General features: G+C 46.2%; 19 protein-coding genes, 1 pseudogene and 2 riboswitches. All 20 genes and pseudogenes read left to right on the forward strand.

Annotated features, from left to right (window positions below; genetic code table 11):
• The 20 genes and pseudogenes from AC1DOV_RS32755 to AC1DOV_RS32850 all read left to right on the forward strand — a co-directional run bounded on the left by AC1DOV_RS32755 (position 1) and on the right by AC1DOV_RS32850 (position 17,872).
• Entirely contained in the window at positions 1-963 is a 963-nt protein-coding gene (locus tag AC1DOV_RS32755) for an ABC transporter permease (RefSeq protein WP_076271308.1), read from the forward strand.
• Positions 964-1,313: 350 nt separating this feature from the next.
• On the forward strand, positions 1,314-2,252 hold the full coding sequence (gene nadA / locus AC1DOV_RS32760) for a quinolinate synthase NadA (protein WP_054025832.1): 939 nt from the start codon (positions 1,314-1,316) through the stop codon (positions 2,250-2,252).
• Positions 2,253-2,285: 33 nt separating this feature from the next.
• Positions 2,286-3,899 (forward strand): L-aspartate oxidase, encoded by a 1,614-nt coding sequence (gene nadB, locus AC1DOV_RS32765; RefSeq protein ID WP_477511780.1) that lies wholly within the window; start codon positions 2,286-2,288, stop codon positions 3,897-3,899.
• Positions 3,892-4,776 carry a carboxylating nicotinate-nucleotide diphosphorylase gene (nadC, locus tag AC1DOV_RS32770; protein WP_477511770.1) on the forward strand — a complete coding sequence of 295 codons (885 nt, stop codon included), beginning with the start codon at positions 3,892-3,894 and terminating at the stop codon, positions 4,774-4,776. The genes nadB and nadC overlap by 8 nt, the downstream gene beginning before the upstream one ends.
• Positions 4,773-5,546: a type III pantothenate kinase gene (locus tag AC1DOV_RS32775; RefSeq protein ID WP_076271311.1), complete on the forward strand. Its 774-nt coding sequence runs from the start codon at positions 4,773-4,775 to the stop codon at positions 5,544-5,546. Before nadC ends, AC1DOV_RS32775 begins: the two co-directional genes overlap by 4 nt.
• Positions 5,546-6,454 carry an Hsp33 family molecular chaperone HslO gene (hslO, locus tag AC1DOV_RS32780; protein ID WP_477511771.1) on the forward strand — a complete coding sequence of 303 codons (909 nt, stop codon included), beginning with the start codon at positions 5,546-5,548 and terminating at the stop codon, positions 6,452-6,454. The genes AC1DOV_RS32775 and hslO overlap by 1 nt, the downstream gene beginning before the upstream one ends.
• 17 nt (positions 6,455-6,471) lie before the next feature.
• The gene (locus AC1DOV_RS32785) at positions 6,472-7,464 is read left to right on the forward strand and encodes a peptidylprolyl isomerase (RefSeq protein WP_477551995.1); all 993 of its coding nucleotides are present in this window, start codon (positions 6,472-6,474) and stop codon (positions 7,462-7,464) included.
• 127 nt (positions 7,465-7,591) lie between these two features.
• Complete coding sequence (cysK, locus tag AC1DOV_RS32790) at positions 7,592-8,530, forward strand: cysteine synthase A (RefSeq protein WP_477551996.1); 939 nt, start codon at positions 7,592-7,594, stop codon at positions 8,528-8,530.
• Between the two features lie 113 nt (positions 8,531-8,643).
• Complete coding sequence (locus AC1DOV_RS32795) at positions 8,644-10,248, forward strand: anthranilate synthase component I family protein (protein WP_477551997.1); 1,605 nt, start codon at positions 8,644-8,646, stop codon at positions 10,246-10,248.
• Positions 10,245-10,826: an aminodeoxychorismate/anthranilate synthase component II gene (gene pabA / locus AC1DOV_RS32800; RefSeq protein ID WP_076271315.1), complete on the forward strand. Its 582-nt coding sequence runs from the start codon at positions 10,245-10,247 to the stop codon at positions 10,824-10,826. The genes AC1DOV_RS32795 and pabA overlap by 4 nt, the downstream gene beginning before the upstream one ends.
• Positions 10,823-11,713 (forward strand): aminodeoxychorismate lyase, encoded by an 891-nt coding sequence (pabC, locus tag AC1DOV_RS32805; protein ID WP_477551998.1) that lies wholly within the window; start codon positions 10,823-10,825, stop codon positions 11,711-11,713. The genes pabA and pabC overlap by 4 nt, the downstream gene beginning before the upstream one ends.
• A gap of 45 nt (positions 11,714-11,758) precedes the next feature.
• Entirely contained in the window at positions 11,759-12,607 is an 849-nt protein-coding gene (gene folP / locus AC1DOV_RS32810; protein WP_441885219.1) for a dihydropteroate synthase, read from the forward strand.
• Between the two features lie 61 nt (positions 12,608-12,668).
• Complete coding sequence (gene folB / locus AC1DOV_RS32815) at positions 12,669-13,055, forward strand: dihydroneopterin aldolase (protein WP_076271318.1); 387 nt, start codon at positions 12,669-12,671, stop codon at positions 13,053-13,055.
• Entirely contained in the window at positions 13,030-13,587 is a 558-nt protein-coding gene (gene folK / locus AC1DOV_RS32820) for a 2-amino-4-hydroxy-6-hydroxymethyldihydropteridine diphosphokinase (protein ID WP_477551999.1), read from the forward strand. The genes folB and folK overlap by 26 nt, the downstream gene beginning before the upstream one ends.
• Positions 13,539-13,751: a helix-turn-helix domain-containing protein gene (locus AC1DOV_RS32825; protein WP_054025845.1), complete on the forward strand. Its 213-nt coding sequence runs from the start codon at positions 13,539-13,541 to the stop codon at positions 13,749-13,751. The genes folK and AC1DOV_RS32825 overlap by 49 nt, the downstream gene beginning before the upstream one ends.
• Positions 13,752-13,809: 58 nt before the next feature.
• Positions 13,810-13,976 (forward strand): annotated as a pseudogene (locus AC1DOV_RS32830) (tRNA-dihydrouridine synthase); the annotation flags it as partial.
• Between the two features lie 41 nt (positions 13,977-14,017).
• A complete protein-coding gene (locus AC1DOV_RS32835) occupies positions 14,018-14,197 on the forward strand; it encodes a tRNA-dihydrouridine synthase (protein ID WP_477552000.1) in 180 nt (59 codons plus the stop codon).
• A 314-nt stretch (positions 14,198-14,511) separates the two neighbouring features.
• Positions 14,512-14,988, forward strand: coding sequence for a transcription elongation factor GreA (gene greA, locus AC1DOV_RS32840; protein WP_076271320.1), 477 nt, complete (start codon positions 14,512-14,514; stop codon positions 14,986-14,988).
• A gap of 168 nt (positions 14,989-15,156) precedes the next feature.
• Entirely contained in the window at positions 15,157-16,677 is a 1,521-nt protein-coding gene (lysS, locus tag AC1DOV_RS32845; RefSeq protein ID WP_430061203.1) for a lysine--tRNA ligase, read from the forward strand.
• 166 nt (positions 16,678-16,843) lie between these two features.
• Positions 16,844-16,922, forward strand: a riboswitch (cyclic di-GMP riboswitch).
• 49 nt (positions 16,923-16,971) lie between these two features.
• A riboswitch (cyclic di-GMP riboswitch) is annotated at positions 16,972-17,050 on the forward strand.
• A 12-nt stretch (positions 17,051-17,062) separates the two neighbouring features.
• Entirely contained in the window at positions 17,063-17,872 is an 810-nt protein-coding gene (locus tag AC1DOV_RS32850; RefSeq protein ID WP_477511779.1) for a transglutaminase-like domain-containing protein, read from the forward strand.
• Positions 17,873-18,227 lie beyond the last annotated feature (355 nt).

Below are 18,227 nucleotides of genomic sequence, written 5' to 3' on the forward strand. Positions count from 1 at the left end.
ATGAACGTGCTAGACATCATTGGACAACTTATTAATACAACGCTCGTGTTCTCCACCGCACTCATTTTTACAGCGCTTGGCGGTATGTACTCAGAGCGCTCAGGTGTTGTGAACATCGGACTAGAGGGCTTGATGGTTTCAGGGGCGTTCGCCGCGGCAGTTGCAACGGAGTATGCGATACAAGCTGGGTTAGGCAGTGCTTCACCGTGGATTGGATTTATAGCTGCAGCTATTTATGGTACGTTATTTGCTTTATTGCATGCGATATCAACGATCACGTTCCGTGCGGATCAAACCGTCGTCGGTGTCGTTATTAACATTCTATCGCTTGGCTTAGCGCTTTACCTAACCAAAAGCATTTATGATGGATCAGGTCAAACGCCGCTTTTGGCTAATGTGTTCCACAAAGTGAAAATACCTTATTTATCTGATATTCCGTTGCTCGGGAAAGCTATTTTCACCGCGTATCCGACGACGTATATTGTCCTAGCTATCGCAGTAATCAGTTATTTCGTCTTGTTCCATACGCCATTTGGCTTGCGTCTGCGTGCGGTGGGCGAACATCCGAGCTCTGCGGATACCGTTGGTATTAGCGTAACGAAATACCGTTATATCGGCGTATTGCTCAGCGGCGCGCTTGCAGGCCTTGGCGGTGCGACAATTACGTTGACGACGACTAGCAGCTTTGCGCATAATACGATTTCTGGGCAAGGATTTATTGCGCTCGCAGCACTGATTTTCGGCAAATGGAATCCGCTTGGCGTTGTAGGAGCAGCAATGTTCTTCGGTCTAGCTCAGGCGCTTAGAAGCTTTGCACAGCGCTTTGAATTCTCGCAGCATATTCCAGTTGAATTTTTCTACATGCTGCCGTACGTTTTGACATTGATCGTTTTGGCAGGAGCTGTTGGTCGTTCAAATGCGCCCTCAGCACTTGGTCAACCTTACGATCCAGCAAAAAGATAATTCAATATGGTCTCTCTCCATCGCGGAGAGAGACTTTTTTTATTTCGTTGCTAATACAAGTGATGACGGAGGTCGCGATTATATAGTAAAAAAGGTTCATTTACGAAGAATGTGAGTGAGATACAGCGATCAAAATAATTTATTTTAAATTGCTGCCTTAAAAAGGCCTTTAACGCATTGACAGTAGCATCTACCGCGTGTAAATTAAAACTTAATCAAATGAATTTATCCCTTTTGGTTTAAACTATAGGTAAGCGACTTTCTAAGTTTGTGCATCAATTCACAAAGTTCAGCTTGCCGTATAACGGAATGGGTTATCGCCCATCCCTCATAAGAGGAGAGGATCTACTGTGGAAGCACTGGCACTGGAACGCAAGGCGGAGCAAAACCGAGAGCTGCGTGAACGGTTGTTACAGTTGAAGAAAGAACGGAATGCTATCATTTTAGCTCATTATTATCAACGTGATGAAATTCAAGAGGTAGCTGATTTCCGTGGAGATTCCTTCCTGCTTGCGCAGAAGGCTGCACAAACGGATGCTGAAGTTATTGTTTTTTGCGGCGTTCACTTTATGGGTGAGAGCGCAAAAATTTTGGCTCCTAATAAAACCGTTATCATTCCCGACGAGCGTGCGGGCTGTCCGATGGCCGACATGGTAAGTGTTGATGGCTTGCGTAAGCTGAAAGCGCAGCACCCGAATGCAAAGGTCGTTACTTACATTAACTCGTCTGCTGAGATCAAAGCGGAGACTGATATTTGCTGCACATCGGCAAATGCGGTTAAAGTTGTCAATTCGGTTGAAGGCGACGAGATCATCTGGGTACCAGATAAGAACCTAGGCCACTATGTGCAGCAGAATACCGATAAGAAAATGATTATCTGGGAAGGTTACTGCAATACGCACGATATGCTGACGGTTAAAGACGTAGAAGAAATGAAAGCGAAATATCCTAATGCGCAATTCGTTGTGCATCCGGAATGTCGTCCTGAAGTCGTTGAGCTAGGCGACTTTGTAGGCAGTACAACCGCTATTATTAAATATTGTAAAGAATCAGATTGCCAAGAATTTATCGTGGGAACAGAAGATGGCACTGGCTATCAGCTTCGTTTAGACAGCCCAGGTAAAACTTTTCATTTTGCATCTAAATATTTGGTGTGCCCTAACATGAAAGTAAATAATTTGAAGAAACTAGTGAAATGCTTGGAAACGATGCAGCCTCAAATCTACGTACCGCCACATGTTGCAGATCAAGCCCGTTTATCCTTGGAGCGCATGCTACTCGTGAAGTAGTATGCGCTGCTTCTACGCTTGGAGGAGCCAATGATGATTCCTAGATATTTAGTCGATGTGCAGTTAAGTGAGCTGCCTGTTATAGAAAAAGATGTGATTGTAATTGGGGCCGGCATTGCCGGTCTTTTTACCGCTATACGAGCAAGTGAAAACAATTCTGTCCTCATGATTACGAAAAAATCGCTGCTCGACAGCAATACGCGTTATGCGCAGGGCGGTATCGCTGCGGTTATTTCGGATGAGGATTCGCCGGCTTACCATAGACAAGATACACTCGTAGCGGGTGCAGGCTTATGTTCTAATGAAGCGGTTGATGTACTCGTTCATGAGGGACCCAAAGGTGTTCGCAGCTTAATAAAGATGGGGACGCAATTCGATCTGGAGAATGGCGAGTTTGCGCTTACGAAGGAAGGAGCGCATAGCCAGCGGCGTATTTTGCATGCTAACGGGGATGCTACTGGTTTCGAGATCGTACGAGCATTGTCCGAAACGGCTATTGCCAATCCTAAGATCGAAGTTTGGGACGACCATTTTGTTATTGATTTGGTTACACAGGACGGCGAATGCTGTGGTGTCATTGTACAGAAGCCAAGCGGTGCGCGGTTGTTTGTAAGAGGCAAAGCCGTCATTTTAAGCTCAGGCGGGGCTGGCCAGTTGTACCGTTACACGACAAATCCTGAGGTTGCCACAGGAGACGGCATTGCGATGGCTTATCGAGCAGGGGCATACATACAGGATGTCGAGTTTATTCAGTTCCACCCTACCTCTCTATGTTATCCAGGCGCGCCAAGGTTTTTGATATCAGAGGCTGTGCGCGGCGAAGGGGCGTATCTTCGTAATATTAAAGGAGAGCGCTTCATGGAACGCTACCATGAGCAGCTGGAGCTGGCACCGCGTGATGTTGTGGCGAGAGCCATCGTCAGTGAAATGGAAGAGACGAAATCGACCTTCGTTTATATTGATATTACACATGAATCACCGGAAATGGTAAAGCACCGTTTTCCTACTATATATGAATATTGCTTAAAATACGGCCTCGATTTGACGTCGGACTGGATTCCGGTTGCGCCAGCTATGCATTATATGATGGGCGGAGTGAAAACCGACCTAAATGGGGAAACGAATATAAAGCGTTTATTCGCTTGCGGCGAAGTATCCTCAACAGGTGTACACGGCGCTAATCGATTAGCGAGCAATTCGCTATCCGAGGCCATTGTATTTGGCAGAAGAATTGTAAAACGAATCGATGAGCTTCCGAGTCTTACGATTCAGCCTAATATTAGTAATGAGATAGAACGGAGCAGTACATCAATCCAAGCTGTCGTAGAAAGACGGCTTAAGCTGCAAAAGATTATGGTCCGTTACGCTGGCTTGCGCCGCGATGCAAGTGGTCTTATGAAGGGTCTTGAGGAATTGAAACGGCAGTTGCCTATCTATCAATCCGTTCTGACGGGGCGTGAGGAATACGAATTTGCTAATCTGCTCACCTGTGCCCTGCTGACTACGGAAGCTGCACTCTCTCGGGAGGAAAGCCGTGGAGCGCATTTCCGTGAGGATTTCCCGGTACGCGATGATGCAATGTGGAGAAAGCATACGGTGTTACACCGTCTATATGGATTGACGGAGGAGCGAATAGAGGATGTTTGAATGGATGGCAGGCGGTTATAATGCGGCAGTGCGTGAGCAAATTCGCGGATGGCTTGCAGAGGATATAGGCAGTGGGGATATTACGACCGAAACGACGATTCCAAGGGACTCGCGTTCCAAAGCCGTTATTCATGTGAAGGAAAGCGGTATAATTGCAGGGCTTCCGATTGCGAAGCTCGTATTTGAGGTTGTTGATTCGTCACTTGTCTTTGATTCCAAAGTACAGGATGGCGAGTATGTAAACAAGGGTACGATTATCGCCACCGTAGAGGGCAGTACGCATAGCCTATTAACCGGAGAGCGACTTGCGCTTAACTTAATGCAACGGCTGTCTGGCATTGCGACTAAGACACGTTCTTTCATCGATGCGCTTGAAGGATTGCCGGTTCGGCTTGTCGATACTCGCAAGACAACCCCAGGCCATCGGATGCTGGAGAAGTACGCAGTGCGTGTGGGGGGCGGCGCTAACCACCGATTTGGTTTATACGATGCAGTTATGATTAAAGATAACCATATTAAAGGCTCTGGCGGCATTCGTGCTGCGGTTGAAGCTGCGCGCAGTAAAATTCCACACACAATGAAGATTGAAGTAGAGACAGAATCGTTAGCGCAAGTGGACGAAGCACTTGCTTGTGGCGCAGACATTATTATGCTGGACAATATGTCTACAGATTTGATGAAGGAATGTGTAGCTCGAATTAAAGCAGCTTCTCCTCACGTTATCGTAGAAGCATCTGGCGGTGTCTCTTTAGAAACCGTTAAAGGTATCGCAGCTAGCGGCGTTGATGTCATTTCGGTAGGCGGATTGACTTATTCCTTCCATGCGCTCGATATTAGCTTGGATTTGAATGAGAAGAAGGGTGGGGAGTCGCTTTGATCCTCGTCATTGATGTTGGAAATACGAATATTGTGCTAGGTATCTATAAAGGAAAAGAACTTTTGCACCATTGGCGGCTGAGCACCAATCGTTCTGCTACAGTAGATGAATACGGCATTAACATTCATAATCTGTTTCATTATGCGGGCGTGAAGCTGGAACAAATGGAAGGCGTCATTATTTCATCGGTTGTTCCACCGTTGATGCGGACACTCGAGCAGCTTTGTCTCAAATATTTGCGTAAAGTTCCCCTAGTCGTAGGGCCTGGCGTCAAAACCGGATTAAACATCCGCTATGAGAATCCACGTGAGGTTGGGGCTGATCGGATCGTCAATTCGGTGGCGGGCATCGTAAAATACGGCTCACCGCTTATTGTTGTTGATTTCGGTACAGCAACGACCTTTGACTATATTGATGAAGGCGGCAATTACTTGGGCGGTGCCATTGTTCCGGGGATCGGCATTTCTACCGAAGCGCTTTATCAGCGCGCCGCTAAGCTGCCGCGTATTGAGCTTGTGAAGCCGAAAAGTGTCATTGGACGCAATCCTGTAACATCGATGCAGGCTGGCATTATTTTTGGATACGCAGGACAGGTTGACGGTATTGTTAAACGGATACGCACAGAATTTGGTGTCACACCACGTGTAATCGCAACCGGCGGCTTAGCTGAGTTAATCGCTGCTGAATCGGAAACGATAGAAGAGGTTGATCCGCTGCTCACACTTGAAGGATTGAGAATTATATATGAACGCAATCAGGAGGGATTTTGATGGAAAATCAGCTGAAGGACGTGCTGGTGCGAGGGACGGCATGGAATGGCAAGATTCGAGTGTTCGCGGCTCGCACGACTCAGCTTGTTGAAGAGCTTCGCCAAAGGCATGGTACATATCCAACGGCTACAGCAGCGTTAGGGCGTACATTAACAGCAGGTGCTATTATGGGCGCTATGCTGAAAGGGCAAGAAAAACTGACGATTCAAGTAAAGGGCGACGGTCCAATCGGCCAGATCGTTGTTGATGCCAATGCAGACGGAGAGGTTCGCGGATACGTTGATCATCCTGAAGTTCATTTGGCAAGCAACGCAATGGGTAAGCTTGACGTAGCCGGAGCTGTTGGACGCACTGGTTATCTTCATATTACAAAGGATTTAGGGATGAAGGAACCATACCGTGGCAGTATTCCGATTGTATCGGGTGAACTCGGCGAGGATTTCACATACTATTTCGCGGTGTCCGAACAGACGCCTTCGGCGGTTGGTCTTGGCGTCTTGGTGGGTACAGATAATTCGGTGCTGCATGCCGGCGGGTTTATCGTTCAGCTTATGCCTGGTTTGACGGACGATGAGATTACAAAACTGGAGCAAGCGGTTGGATCGATGCCGCCTGTAACGACTTTGCTTGATCAAGGAGAGTCACCGGAGGGGCTGCTGCGCCGGATTGTAGGCGAAGATGGCGACCTTCACATTCACGATACGATGGACTTGAAGTTTCAATGCTTCTGTTCCTCCGAGCGTGTAGAGCAGACACTTCTCAGTTTAGGTGAGCATGAGCTGCAACAAATTATTGATGAAGATGGAAAAGCGGAAGTCGTTTGCCAATTTTGCAACGAAGCGTATACATTTGAACGGGCTCAGCTAAAGCTGCTGCTTGAACAAGCGAAACCAAAGCCGATCCAATAATCGGAGGCATTAGGGCAATGAGGAAATACGAGGTGCTGAAGGCCGTTGTCATCCTTCAAGCCGTATGCATGGTGGTATTATCGGTAGTCGTCGTAATTAGAGTGTGGCCGGGTCATGATCGACAGCTGGATAATCAGCAGCCAACGAATGTCGGCAGTGGGGAAGAAACGGCTGAACCGAGCAAGCCAGGCCAAACACCAACGAATCAATCGGATGGTAGTCGTGTTATCGCTAAAGTGGGCAAGGAAAACATTACGCTTGCAGATTTGGAAGGTGAGCTTCATTCGCAATATGGAGCTGCCGTTCTGCGCACGTTAATGGTTCACAAAGCGATTGATTTAGAAGCTGCAGCCTCTGAGCTAAGCATACTTGCAGAAGAGCAAAGCCGTGAGCTTGATAAAATGATTGAAGGCTACGATAGTGAAGAACGTTTTTTTGAAGTCATGCAAGAGCAATTAGGCATGAGTCGGGAACAGGTGTTGGAGGACTTGCATTACCGCTTGCTTCTGGAGAAAATCGTCGTGCGAGGCATTCATGTTTCAGATGAAGAGGTTGAACGCTATATAACCGATAATCCTGAGGAATTTGATGAGAAAATGCAGCTGCATCTGCAATGGATTATAACGGAGACGATGAAGGAAGCTAACTCCGTGATGGGGCTTTTATCGGATGGCGAGGATTTTGCTGAGATGGCGCATTCCTATTCCATTGATTCTTTTACAGCAGATACAGGCGGCGATCTCGGCTTGATTGATAAAGATGACCCATTCTATAACCGCGAAATGATGGAAACAGCCAGTCGTTTGCGGGTAGCCGAAATTGCTGGTCCGATTAAGGTAGATGGGGGTTATGCGGTTATTCGTCTTATCGAGCGCCAAATGACAACGAATATGTCGGGCGGCAGGCTGCAAGATACCGTACGCAAGCAGCTGGCGCTTGAACGTGCTGACTCATTGACCAAAATTGAAGATAAGCTGCTTGAGAAATATGATGCTGTGAAAACAGAATAGCTTTTCCCGGTGCTGCGTTTTCATTGGAGCGTTAAAGTCACTATTGACAACGGATGCAAGAGATTGTTAAGATGTAATTAGTGAAAATACCAACTGAATTAGTCGGAATAAGGAGGCAGTTATTTCCATGGCCAAAATTGTACAAAGTGTTCTAGATCTTATCGGTGACACTCCGCTTGTTCGTTTAAACCGTCTCGTGCCTGAGGGCAGTGCAGAAGTTTATGTGAAACTTGAATATCAAAATCCAGGTGCAAGTGTAAAAGACCGTATTGCAATCAGTATGATTGAGGTAGCTGAGCAAGAGGGAATCATAAAACCAGGCGATACTATTATTGAGCCTACTAGTGGAAATACAGGAATTGGACTAGCACTTGTAGCAGCTGCAAAAGGCTATAAGGCTATTCTTGTTATGCCTGAAACGATGAGTATTGAGCGTCGCAACCTGCTTCGCGCTTACGGTGCAGAGCTTGTATTGACTCCAGGTTCTGAAGGTATGAATGGTGCTGTTCGCAAAGCGGAAGAACTAGCTGCTGAGAACAAGAACTACTTCCTGCCGCAACAATTCAAAAACCAAGCAAACGTTAAGGTTCACCGCGAAACGACAGGTCCTGAGATCGTCGAAGCGATCAATTCCCTTGATGGTAAGCTTGATGCGTTCGTTGCCGGTATCGGAACTGGCGGAACGATTTCAGGTACTGGTGAAGTGCTTAAGAAAAACTTCGACGGTATTAAAATTTACGCGGTAGAGCCTGCTGCTTCACCGATCCTCTCTGGCGGCAAACCAGGTGCTCACAAAATTCAAGGTATCGGCGCAAACTTTGTTCCTGATATTTTGAACCGTGATATCTACGACGCTGTCATTACAATTGAGAACGAAGATGCGTTTGAATACGCTCGTCGTGCAGCGAAAGAAGAAGGCATTCTTTGCGGAATTTCCTCTGGCGCAGCGATCTATGCGGCATTGCAAGTTGCGAAAGAGCTTGGCGAAGGAAAACGTGTTGTTGCGATTGTTCCAAGCAACGGCGAACGCTACCTTTCCACACCGCTGTTCAACTTCGAAAACTAATTTTTACTGCCTATATCGAACAGCCTTTCATTCCTCGGAATGGAAGGCTTTCTTTTTACTTAGCTATTCTGTATACTGAGCAAAATAAGTCAAGTATTCGGGGGTTGAAGGTGATGATCACCGCGATAGAGCAATGGACTCGGTGGCACGCCGAACAGAAATATACGACGCTGCCATTCGTTAAAGAATTACCCTTTGAGTTCGGTAATCGGGCGAACGTAACGTCATGGGAAGAAGTATGGCAGGACGCTTCGCCACATGCTTTTGTACTAGAAAGCGGCAAGGACGGACGATATACGTATTTGGGATTGCATCCTGACGGGGTTATCCGTGGAAAAGGGCTGCAAGCAGAGTCGATACAATTCCATTCGCTAGAGGAGCAAAGCAAGCGCCGCTGGGAAGGTAAGCCGCTTGAGGTTGTGAGAGAATGGATGAGCGGTTTGCTGGGGCCGAAGCTTGAGAATGGGCCTAAGTGGGTTGGCGGCTGTATCGGATTCTGGGGTTACGATATCATCCGTTCGATCGAACGATTGCCGGTGCTAGCCGAGGATAATCAGGATATTCCCGATTATTTATTCATGCAAATGAATGAGATATGGATAATCGACCATGAGCAATCAAAAGTGTATTGTGCTGTCCATTCAAAAGTAGATCAAAATGCGGATCAAGAGGAGCTGCGTGCTGCTTATGACCGTGCTTCATCTAGAGCGGAAGGGATGACCGACTACTGGTTAACCTGGTTTGATGAAGAGCGTGCCCAGGCGAAGGCGATATCGCTTCGAGCAGAACGTCAGCGCTTGTTGACAGACGATTTATTGCAATTGGATGTGGATTCGATTACTGGCATCACATCGCCTTTCTCGAAGCAAGCCTACATGGACGCTGTTCACAGCATTCAGCGATATATTGAGCAGGGTGACGTTTTTCAAGTGAATTTGTCCGTTCGTCAGAGCAAAGCGATTGCGGCTGCGCCGGAAGAACTTTATGAATGGATTCGACTGGTTAACCCATCGCCATATATGGGGTTTCTGCGTTGTCCTGATTTTCAGATTGTATCTGCATCCCCTGAACTTCTCGTTGAGCTCAACGATAACAAGCTGATCACAAGACCGATAGCTGGAACACGTAGACGCGGGCGAACGGAGGAAGAGGATCGGCGCCTGGCTGACGAACTTCTCACGAATGAGAAGGAGCGGGCGGAGCATATTATGCTCGTTGACTTGGAGCGGAACGATCTTGGGCGGATTTCAACCTACGGTACGGTTAAGGTCGAAGAGTTTATGGTTATTGAACAATATTCGCATGTTATGCATCTTGTTTCTCAGGTAGTAGGACAGCTTGCAAACGGAAAAGATGCTTACGATGTTATATCGGCTACTTTCCCCGGAGGAACGATTACAGGTGCTCCAAAAATTCGCACAATGGAAATCATAGAAGAGCTTGAACCGACACGCAGAGGACCATATACGGGCTCGCTTGGATGGATTGACTACAGCGGAGATATGGAATTTAATATTATTATTAGAACAATGGTGCTTCAGGAAGGTGTTGTTCAAATTCAAGCGGGAGCAGGCATCGTTATTGATTCTGAGCCGGAGCGGGAATATAAAGAATCGCTAAACAAAGCGAAGGCATTATGGAAGGCCATTCAGTACAGCGAACGGTTTGCAGCAGTCGATTTGGCAGCGGAAACGGAAAAAGGGGGAGCCTTAACATGATACTTGTCATCGATAATTATGATTCCTTTACGTACAATTTAGTACAGTATTTGGGTGAGCTTGGGGAAGATATTACGGTAAAAAGAAACGACGAAATAGATTTAGCCGGAATCGAAGCATTAGCGCCCGATCATATTCTAATATCACCAGGTCCGTGTTCACCGAATGAAGCGGGCATTAGTTTATCTCTAATCGAGCATTTCAAAGGTAAAATCCCGATTTTTGGCGTATGTCTTGGTCATCAATCGATCGGACAAGCATTTGGCGGGGAAGTGGTACGTGCGGAGAAGTTGATGCACGGCAAAACGTCTGCCATTTATCATCAAGGAAAATCTGTGTTTGAAGGTTTGCCATCACCTTTTACCGCTACTCGCTATCATTCTCTTATCGTACGCCGTGAAACGCTGCCTGATTGCTTGGAAATAACAGCGGAAACCGATGAAGGAGAAATTATGGGTTTGCGTCATAAGGAATATGCAATTGAAGGGGTGCAATTTCACCCTGAGTCCATTATAACGGAGCATGGCTTGACGATGCTTCGTAATTTCTTGCAAAATCGGACGGGCGCAGTGCGATGAAGGTCGAACTGAACGGCTCCGTAATGGATGCGAGCGAAGCCGTGATCTCAGTTTATGATCACGGCTTTTTGTACGGTATAGGTTTGTTCGAGACTTTCCGCACCTATGAGGGGAAACCTTACTTACTAGACAGGCATATGAAGCGGTTATGCTCAGGCTGTGATCAGCTAGGAATTCAGTACACGCCTAATATGGAGGAGCTGCGCAGCTCCTTTAATGAGCTTCTTGAAGCGAATGAATTAAAAGATGGCTATATAAGACTAACCGTCAGTGCAGGCGAAGCTGAGCTAGGGTTGCCGACAGGAGATTATGAACAGCCGAATGTGTTAATGCTTGTAAAGGCTTTGCCGCCGGTTAATGATGCGGTTCATATGCGCGGACGGGAGCTGCGGCTTTTGCAGACAAGGAGGAATACGCCTGAGGGTGAGGTTCGCTTTAAGTCTCTCCATTATATGAACAATATTATTGCTAAGCGAGAGCTGCTTGCCAGTGGTGCTGCGCCTGGGGCCGAGGGTCTTATGCTCAGCCGAGAAGGATGGTTGGCGGAGGGAATCGTGAGCAACTTGTTTTTTGCTAAGGACAATGTTGTATATACGCCTGAACTGGACACCGGCATATTGCCGGGCATAACGCGCGAGCGAGTTCTGGAGCTGGCTGGCAGTGCAGGGTATGTAACCGAAGAGGGCCTTTATAGCTTGGAGAAGCTGCAAACGGCCGACGAGATATGGCTCACCAATTCCATTCAGGAGCTCGTTCCCGTTACTCTGTTATCAGAAGCTGGCGGGGTGAGTAGAGTTATCGGCAACGGTCAAGCAGGGTCTATTACGAAGCAATTGCTTACTCTTTACCGACAGACGACAATTGACGGTGATGCTGGAGCTATCTAAGCTCTATAATCATGTAACATTAAGAAGAAGGATGGCGGTCTAACAATGGATCAACAACCAAATTTCTATAAAAGAGCATATGAGTTTGGCAGCGGAACGAGGCTGGAGCTAGGCGGGCGTACGTTGATTATGGGCATTTTGAATGCGACACCTGATTCTTTCTCGGACGGCGGGAGCTATACGAGTGTGGATGCGGCTCTTGCCCGTGCGAAAGCGATGGTGGAGGAAGGTGCTGATATTATTGATATTGGCGGTGAATCGACACGTCCAGGATTTGAACCGGTGGGAGTGGAGGAAGAGCTGCGGCGTATCCTTCCTGTTATTCAGGCATTGCGTAAGGCGCTGCCGCACATCCCTTTATCCATCGATACATACAAAGCTGAGACTGCACGGCATGCGCTAGAGGCGGGTGCTCATATTATTAATGACATTTGGGGGCTTAAGGGTGACCCTAATATGGCCGCAGTTGCAGCTGAATATGCTTGTCCTGTCATCATCAATCATAACCGCCATGCGAGAGACTATAATGATTTTGTTCCCGATGTACTTGCAGATTTGCAGGGCAGTGTAAGCATTGCGCGAACGGCTGGCATCGCTGAAGATCAAATCTGGCTAGATCCGGGTATTGGTTTTGCCAAAACCTATGAGGATAATCTGGAGCTGCTTGGCCGTCTATCCGAGCTGCATGCACTTGGATATCCGGTGCTGCTTGGTACCTCGCGTAAACGATTCATTAAGCAGACGCTGAATCTGCCTGTTGATGAGCTTGTTGAGGGAACGGCTGCGACGGTTGCTCTTGGCATTGCGCACGGCTGCCAAATCGTACGTGTGCATGATGTGCGTGCAATTAAGCGTACTGCACTTATGACGGACGCCATTTTATATCGACATTAATTGTGTTGTTGAATGCCATTTCTTATTTTAAATAAGGTACATCGTTAGGAGAGTGACTATAATGGATAAAATGATGATCAAAGGGATGAGGTTTTACGGCTACCACGGCGTATTTCCTGAAGAAAACAAGCTAGGCCAGAAATATTATGTGGATGTTGAACTCAATATGGATTTGGAGCAAGCGGCGTTAACCGATGATTTGAACAGTACGGTGAATTATGCAGAAATCCACGCTCTCACGAAAACGATTGTAGAGGGCCCTCCGTTTAAGCTTATCGAAGCTTTAACAGGTCACATTGCATCGCAAGTACTGGAAGTTTATACTATGGTAAATGAAGTGACGGTTCGAGTAACGAAGCCAAACCCGCCGTTTGATATCCATTTTGACGGAGTAACGGTAGAACTGCGCAGAAAGCGGGACAATGATGGACGAACAATTCCCGCTTGATGGCGCACAGGCAGAGGCATATATTGCTTTAGGATCTAACATGGGAAACCGTGAGCAACTGCTGCTGGAAGCGATTAGCCTCATCGATGCGCACCCGAGCATCGTGGTAAGCAGAGTGTCAGGCATGTATGAGACTGATCCGGTAGGCTACACAGAGCAACCGCCCTTTATCAATATGGCATTAGCTGTACGAACGACACTATCTCCATTAATGCTTTTGCGTCAGCTTTTGGAGTACGAGCAGCAGCTCGGTAGAGTTCGACAAATTCGTTGGGGACCGAGAACCATTGACCTTGATCTGCTCCTATACGATAATGTCAGAATGGATCAAGAGGAATTAACTTTGCCGCATCCGCGTATGATGGAGCGGTCGTTCGTTCTCGTTCCGCTGCATGATGTTTTGGATCAAACACATCGGCTGCAGTCCGAGGTAAGCGCAGTATCTGAAGCAGCGCTTCTGGATGGAAAGGAAGGCATTACGTTATGGAAAACAATCAATTGGCGCAGCGCGTCAGAGCCTTTCGAAAGCTGAAGGGCTATACTCAGCAGGAGCTGGCCAAGGAGCTTGGCGTATCGGTGGCCGTTCTTGGCTCATTGGAGCGAGGAACAAGAAAGACGGATACGAAGTTATTAAATCATATCGCTAAGACGCTCGGAATCAGCTATGAGGAATTAATGTCTGATAACCGTGAATAGTGCTGTCTGGTACACAAGACATGAACAATAAGCAGTTAGAAGAGGAGGAAGGAGTGACATGCTGAAAATCGGTGGCATCGAAATGAAGAACAGAGTGGTGCTAGCGCCGATGGCAAGCGTGTGCTATCCTGCCTTTGATTAATTGCCAAGGAGTTTGGAACGGGTCTTGTATGTGCGGAGATGGTAAGCGACAAGGCCATTTTGCATGGTAGTATACGGGTAAGGCTAATTGGGACATTATAAAGGATGTCAAAGTAGCGGTATCGATTCCCGTAATTGGGAATGGCGACGTTTTCTCACCAGAGGATGCAAAAAGGCTGCTCGAACATACAGGCCGTGATCCGATGGTAGCGATTTTGGAAAACTACGTCCACTCGCTTGGAGAGGACGAAGAATTCCAAGCTGTCAGTGCTGTTTCAGCAAAGAAGCGGGTTCTGCAGAAGTAGACGCTTACTAAAATACAAATAGATCGGTTATGCGATTTACCCTGTAACGGGAGCGAGCCGACACCATTCGACAAAAGCCGCTATCATGCGGCTTCTGCTCTACATTTCAGAAATGAAACGGTTTCAATGGGTCGTCTGGCTTTGATTGACATTCAGGGTAACTTTGCAATATAATCGTGCAATATAATCTAACGAAGACATCAAGAGCGCTTCAAACAACAGTTGGTATGAGGAATAAGAAGCGTAATATATTAGGTAACAGTGAATTCATACAAGGTATGAAAAATTAGTCACATGACAGGAGAATCGGAAAGATGAACGATAAGCAAATCATTCTGACTCAAGAAGGGCTGCGAAAGCTCGAAGATGAATTAGAGAACCTAAAGTCGGTCAAGCGTCGTGAAGTAGCTGAACGTATTAAAGTAGCAATTGGCTATGGTGATATAAGCGAAAACTCGGAATATGAAGATGCGAAGAATGAGCAAGCATTTATCGAAGGCCGCGTTCTTACCCTTGAGAAAATGTTGCGCAATGCGCGTATTATAAATAATGACGATATTGATATTGATACCGTGAGCATCGGTTCGATCGTAACGGTTGAGGATATGGAGTATGGCGACACAATGGATTATTCCATTGTTGGTACAGCGGAAGCCGATCCTTTGCAAAACAAGATTTCAAATGAAAGCCCGGTTGGTAAAGCGATTTTAGGCAAGAAAAAAGGCACCGTTGTCGAAGTTAGCGTACCAGTCGGCATTATTCAATACAAAATTCTCGATATCAAAAAATAATGTTTGCTATGAGCGGTTCAAAAAGCTTCCTTGTAGGAAGCTTTTTGAACGTTTAAAATATAAGAACGTATATTACAGGTCTATACATTGCTTATATTTTATTGCGAAACGAGATTTTGCTGCATGAATCCGGTGACAGCTGCTTGCTTTTGCCGAATGATCAAGGAGATGAAAGAAGTGGAACAAGAAAACAATGAACAGCAGGAGCTAAGTGAGCTCTTGCAAATTCGCAGAAACAAATTGGACGAGCTTAGAGGGTTAGGTGTGGATCCATTCGGCCGAAAGTTCGAACGCACTCATAACGCCAAAGATATTGTACAAGCCTATGAAGGGCTCAGCAAAGAAGAAATAGAAGAAAAAGCGGTTGAAGTGCGTATTGCTGGCCGTATTATGCAGAAACGCGGCATGGGCAAAGCGGGTTTTGCTACGATTCAAGATTTGAGCGGCAAGGTTCAAATTTATGTTCGTAAAGATTCCGTTGAAGAGCATAAGTTTGCAGCTTTTGACTTGCTGGATATCGGTGACATCATTGGCGTAGTAGGCGTTGTATTCAAAACGAATACAGGCGAAGTCTCTGTCAAAGCGCGTGATATTGAAGTTTTGACAAAGTCGCTTCTTCCATTGCCTGATAAATATCATGGCTTGAAAGACGTAGAGCTTCGTTATCGTCAGCGTTATGTTGACCTTATCGTGAATCCCGACGTCCAACAAACCTTTATTACTCGTTCCAAAATCATTCAATCCATGCGTCGCTACCTAGATTCCCGCGGGTATTTAGAAGTAGAAACACCAACGCTGCATTCCATTGCAGGCGGTGCTGCAGCACGCCCTTTCGAAACGCATCATAATGCGCTGGACATGCAGCTCTACATGCGTATTGCAATCGAGCTTCATTTGAAGCGACTGATTGTAGGCGGATTGGAGAAAGTATATGAGATCGGCCGTGTATACCGGAATGAGGGGATTTCGACTCGCCACAATCCAGAGTTTACAATGATTGAGCTTTACGAGGCTTATGCGGATTACAAGGATATTATGGCATTGACAGAGAATGTCATCGCACATATTGCGCAAGAGGTTCTTGGAACAACGAAAATCACTTATCAAGGCCAAGAAATTGATTTGACACCTCAGTGGCGCCGTGTCAGCATGGTTGAGCTTGTCAAAGAAACGACTGGCGTAGATTTCGGCGTGGAAATGAGCGACGAGGAAGCCCATCGTTTGGCGAAAGAACACAAAGTTGCCGTTGATCCGCATATGACGTTTGGTCATATTCTCAACGCTTTCTTTGAACAGTTCGGTGAGCACACGCTTATTCAGCCAACCTTTGTTACAGGACATCCGGTTGCTATTTCGCCGCTTGCTAAGAAGAGCGAAGCAGATCCACGCTTCACCGATCGTTTTGAGCTATTCATCGTAGCACGTGAGCATGCTAATGCATTTACGGAGCTTAACGATCCGATTGATCAGCGTGAGCGTTTCGAGTCGCAGCTTGTTGAGCGTGAGCATGGAAATGACGAGGCGCATGAGATGGATGAAGACTTTATCCGCGCTCTGGAATACGGCATGCCGCCAACAGGCGGACTAGGAATCGGTATCGACCGATTGATCATGCTTCTAACAGATGCTCCATCTATTCGTGATGTACTGTTGTTCCCTCATATGAGAGATCAGCGTTCTGCTGAATAAGAAAGAAACAAGGAACCGTTTGGCTTTTAGCAGCCAACGGTTCTTTTTTTCTAATATCGAGAATTTGCAACAACAATCCTTAAAAACATTCAAATTATGATTGATATTGTAGTACAATCTATTGATTTGCTAGATTCATATGGTAGAATAGAACTAATAAAGCGCTACACGATAACGGCAAACCTATCGAAAGGTAGGGACGCAAAGCTAAAGGGCCTTCCGTAAGATGGCAGCCAGCTACCGAATGAACAGGCTTTTTTTGTTTTTATAGGGAAATTCATCACATAGCGCTTCACACGATAATGGCAAACCTATCGAAAGGTAGGGACGCAAAGCTAAAGGGCCTTCCGTAAGATGGCAGCCAGCTACCGAAGGGAGTATATTCATGCGTAAATTTATGTTAGTCATCGCAGCTTTTGTTCTTTTTGCATCCATCCATGTAACGGTCGTTCAGGCAAATGAAGCGGACTCTTCTGATTGGCTCAATACGGGGAATTTAGATAAAGGTGTTGTCTCCGTACAATATGCAGTGAACACTAAAGTGAAAACGAAGCTTATGATCGCAAAAGGCGCATCAAACTATACATATAATCTAACCGGCGGAAAAACAGCTGAGAAGTTTCCATTGCAGCTTGGCAATGGCGAATATACGATATCTGTTCTAGAGAATACAACAGGCAACAAATACAAACTGGCGAAGAAAGAAACGGTGACGCTTGATTTGAAAGACAACAAGGTTTTGTACTTGAATTCCATCCAGAACATTGACTGGTCGAATGCGAGCAGCGCCATCGTCAAGGCAAAAGAATTAGCGAGCAATAAAAAAACGGATATGGAGAAAGTAAAGGCAATCTACGAGTATATTATTACGAATGTAAGTTATGATAATCAATTAGCTGCTAATCTGTCAGTTGATTACCTCCCCAATATTGATCGCACATTTAAATCGAGAAAGGATATCTGCTACGGATACGCTTCATTGTTTGCGGCAATGCTGCGGAGCGTGGATATCCCTACGAAGCTCTTGATGGGACAATCTACTTATGTGGATGTTTATCATGCTTGGAACGAAGTGTACTTGGATGGGAAATGGGTTACGATTGATACGACAGTTGATGCGGGTCTAAAGAAGGGCAAGAAAAAGTATGAGCTTATCAAGGATGCAGCTCAATATACAGTTACAAAAACATATTAGAAGTTATACGAGCTTGCGGAAATCGCAGAGCTCGTTTTTTTATGTCTTTCTTCAATATAGGTGAGGAGGAAGCGAAGCAACGATTGCGCAATTAGAAGGCAAATAGGAGTGTTGAAAACTTTTTCGTAAATAATAAAAAAACACTTGCAATGCTATATACGCCTATGATATATTATCTAGGTCGCCAACGAGATACACGGTCGACGAGAGAGAAAAGATTGCTCTTTGAAAACTGAACAACGAGTAATAACTGCCTCGCAAATCCTTCGGGATAAGCGAAAAAAGCGATAAAAAAGTAATGAGCATTTCAAACACCAATTTGGAGAGTTTGATCCTGGCTCAGGACGAACGCTGG

It is taken from the genome of Paenibacillus sp. 01T47, from assembly GCF_056398245.1.